The sequence below is a fragment of the Paraburkholderia sp. BR14320 genome (assembly GCF_040948665.1).
Lineage (GTDB): Bacteria > Pseudomonadota > Gammaproteobacteria > Burkholderiales > Burkholderiaceae > Paraburkholderia > Paraburkholderia youngii.
Genome location: NZ_JBFPKG010000133.1, coordinates 1 through 4,006, shown reverse-complemented (window position 1 = coordinate 4,006; position 4,006 = coordinate 1). Strand labels below are relative to the sequence as shown.

Sequence of the window (4,006 nt, the reverse complement as noted above, 5' to 3'; positions counted from 1 at the left end):
CTTCATGCTGGCGCGCACGTTCCAGTATAACGGCGAGCCCTGGCGCTTCGACATGTTCGGCGGCAGCCGCCTGACGCGCGGGCGGCAGAAGTCCGCCCGGGCCATCGCCGAGGGCCGCAGCGCGTCGGCTTCGGTGCTGCCGGCAGTGCGGTATGCCGACAGCGTCCCCGGCAGCGACTTCATGGGCCTGGCGCAGAAACTGGCGCCGCAGCGCGAGGACTGGTCGCGCATGCAACGCGCGCTCATGGAGATGGTGCCGCGTGACCATGTGGTGGAGGGCACGCTGCGGCTGGGCTGGTTTGAGGACGTGCCCGGGGCGCAGCACCCGTTCAGGCTGCAGGGGCCGCAGGGGGAGCGCATCGCGCTGTGTCCGAATGACGGCTGCGGGTTTCTGGGATGGGACGTGGCGATGCGCATTCCGGTGGTGCGCGAACATATCGAGGCATGGCAGGCAGTCCGGGAGGGACGGGGCAGCGAGGCACAGCGCAGGCTGGTGGAGGGCCAGGAGCCCGGGTTCAACGCGATGCCGCCGCAGGCGCTGATGCATTTCCCGCGGGACGAGGCAGCGCTTGACGAAGCGCGCGAGGCGATGCAGCGCAGGCTGGACGGGTTGGACCGGCAGGCCTCGCAGGAGGTGGGCCGCCTGACGCTGTACCAGCTGGCCGTGAGCGGGGGTTATCAGGGGCGGCGCATCCGCGCGGTGCCCTCGGCTGACGACAGGCTGTACCTGCCGTCGATTCCGCTGCCGGGCTTTGCGCAGTTGCAGGACGATGTGCTGGTGGGCAAGCCGCCGTACGACAAGGAGAACCTGTTGCCCATTGGGGCCGCGCAGGTCGCGACACCCGGCCAGGGCGACGTGACGGCCCGGTTTCTGGAGCAGTGCTTCGCCATCCAGTACAGCTATACCGGTTTCGATGATGATTCGGGCTCGGGCGCCGACATGCTGCACAGCAAGGGCATGCTGATCATTCCGCCACCGGGCTACTGGTCGCCGGATCCCGCCCACCAGGGGCTGCACCTGGCCTGTTCACGGGAGGACCTGAAGACGCTGTCGCGCTGGACGAGCCGGCGCGAGCGCGACGCGCTGCCGCCGCAGATGCTCAGCACGGGCAGCCTGCGGGTCAAGGACGTGCTGCTGCCGGGGCGGCTTGGGGCGCTGCCGATAGCGGAGCTGCGCAGGCGGAACATGGACACGGACGGGGACGATGCGTTCGTCTATGCGGGCTATCCGGCTCTGGCGGCCCACATCCGTCGCGTCATGGAGGCGCGCCAGGCGCGGCGGGGCGGGGAGCGCTCGTTCAAGCCGCCGAAGACGGCCCATCCGGCCCTCGATGAGCAGGGCCGCTACCAGGGAGGCCGGGCGCGCGAAATCCTGGCCGAGCAGCGCGGGGGGATGTTGCTGGGTAAGGCCGCCACGCTGGCGATGCGCTTTCTTGCGCAACCGGACGGGCAGCGCGAGGCCATGGCGCGACGCATGATGTTCGGCACCTACGACGGGGTGGAGCGCGAGCTGCGCAACGGGCTGCGCAGCTGGTTGCGGGGGGACGAGGATGCACCCGCGCTGGAGCAGTTGCAGGCGCAGGCACATGAGGCGATTGACCGGGCCCATGAGCCGGAAGCGCGCGAGGCGGCGCAGCTGCTGTACAGGCTGGGCATGCAGCTGGGTGAGGACAGCGTCCAGGCACCGCCGCTTCCGTCCGCGCTGGCGCAGTGGTTCCCGGCACTGGCGAGCGCCTACGGGCAGGCACACGACACGGCCGGGCGTGTGCACGCGGTGCTGGACAACTATCCGGTGTGCCGGCTCTCGCGTACGGCGTTCCCCGGCGGGCAGCCGGGGCTGGTGCCGGGCGAGCCGGAGCTGTCCATGCGCAATCTTTTTACGATAGCGATCAAGGTGGGCACGGACGCGCTGAAGTCGGACACGGGCACCGATCTGTTTACGGGTGTCATCGAGTGCTGCGAACGGGCAGAAAGCTTCTACCCGGAGCGTCTGCGGCGGGTCCCGTACAGCAAGCAGACGGTGGCAGAAATACGCGATGGGCGCTTCGATCCCCAGTGGGCGCAGACGGTGCTGCCGGACATGCCCACGATGGCAGCGGGGGTCATGCAGGACGCGGTCCGCGCGCTGCAGCAGGGCGGCTGGCTCAGCCAGCCAGTCGCGCCGGCCACGCGGGCGCAGGCGGTTTCCCGGGAGGCGCAGCAGCGGCAGGCGCAGGCGTTGCATGAGCGCGCCCGACAGGCCGAGCCGCAGATCACGCTGCTGCTGAAGGACATCCTGGGCCATGGCGGGGTGCCGGGGCGTGAAGAGGGGCGGCCGTATCTGGCCGGTGAGCCGTACCGGCTGAAATCGCCGCAATCGCTGCAGGACAAGCTGGCCCGGCTGATTGGCGGCATGCCGCCGCTGGATCTGGCCCAGGCCAGCGCGCGGGTCAACGATGCGCTGCGCTACAGTGTGGTGCTGTCCCCGGATACGTTTATGGCGGACTATCGCCGGATCCTTCTGCAGCTCGATGGGAAGGGGCATGCCATGATGCGGTGTCACAATCACTTCAGCCGGGAACGCAGCGCTTTCCGGGCGGTGAGCGTCACGCTGGAGGATCCGGAGGGCTTCCCATGGGAAATCCAGTTTCATACGGAGCACACGTTCAGGTGCAAGGAGCAGTATCACGACCTGTACAAGCAGGCGCAACGACGCGCGTTGGATGGCGCTCACCGGGACGAGACCTGGAAGCTGCTCAAGCCGGCGCGCGAGGCCTTCCGTGCGTTAGCCGTTCCTGCGGGGGTGGAAGATATCGAGGACTGGGAGGCGGAGCCGGTATTGACGGTTCCGCCCCAGCCCCAGGCGCCAGCCGCAGGGGACGTGCCGTCCCCCCTCGCGGGGCTGGCCCGTCAGATCAGAAGCCAGGCTGAACGTCTGGAGGGTACGGTCTGGCCTGTGCTGCGGCAGGCGCTGGAGGACCACCGCGCAAGGCTGCGCACGGACCGGGACGGTGGCGACTGGCGCAGGTTCATCTTCAAGAAGGAGAAAAGCATTGAAGAGAAGCTGGCCCGGATACAGCGCGAGCAGGGTCTGCAAACACCGCAGGAGGCTGCCGGGCGGGTACGCGACGGGCTGCGCTACGAGGTACTGCTCGACCCGGAGGGCTTTGCGACGCGCGCCCGGGACATGCTCGCCCGTCTGGAGCAGGCCGGCATGACGGTCATGCGCGTAAAGAACGGCTTTACCCTCGAAGGCACCGGCTATGCGGGCCTGAATGTGAACGTGCGCACCCGGGTTCAGGGCGAAGACGCCGACTGGGAAATCCAGTTCCATACCCCTGAGAGCCTGCGGGGCAAGCAGAAGAGTCACCGGACCTACGAAAGGCTGCGCCAGCGCTGGCCTGATGCGGAGTCGCGCGAGCCGCTGGAGAAGAAGCTGCGCGAGGCGGCCGCGCGCGTGGCGCGCCCGCAGGGCATCGGGACGATCAGGTCCTTCGATCGCTATGCGCAACCGGCGACTGCCGGTGAGCGGCCCGCGGGCCCGATAAGCCCGCCATACCGCGGTGCAGCCGCGGATCAGTCACGCAATCGCGGTCTGAACACCCCGCCACAGCCGTCCGGGCCGCACGACGCCACGCGAAGCGCGCCTGCGGTAGCGCCCCGGGCTCCGGCCGGCCATGCGGTTCGCAGCAGCTGGGGCCCCCGCAACCCTGCGCGCACCGCACGTGCCCAGCCGCCTGCCCGCCCCCCGGCGGGTGCCTCGCCCGTACAGGCGCCCGTCCGCCGATCCCTGCAGGAGTTCGAGTCTGCTAGCCGCTATCGCAGTCTTGATGAGTTTCTGGCGCAAGCGGGCGCTGAGAGGGGGGTGGCCAGCGGGGAGGGAAACAATTGCCTGCTGGATACAGTGCTTCAGTTCGTGCGCAACATCAGGCGACAGCCCGGGGTGGCAACGGAGCAGACGGGGGAACTCGAGGCGGCAGCGCAGGCATTGCGGCGCGAGCTGATGGCGCAGCGCCTGGCCGGCAGG

The 4,006-nt window shown here is 69.3% G+C and carries 1 pseudogene; it reads left to right on the top strand.

Features of this window, described 5'->3' with window-relative positions:
• Nucleotides 1-4,006: pseudogene (locus tag AB3X89_RS39035) on the top strand (hypothetical protein); the annotation flags it as partial.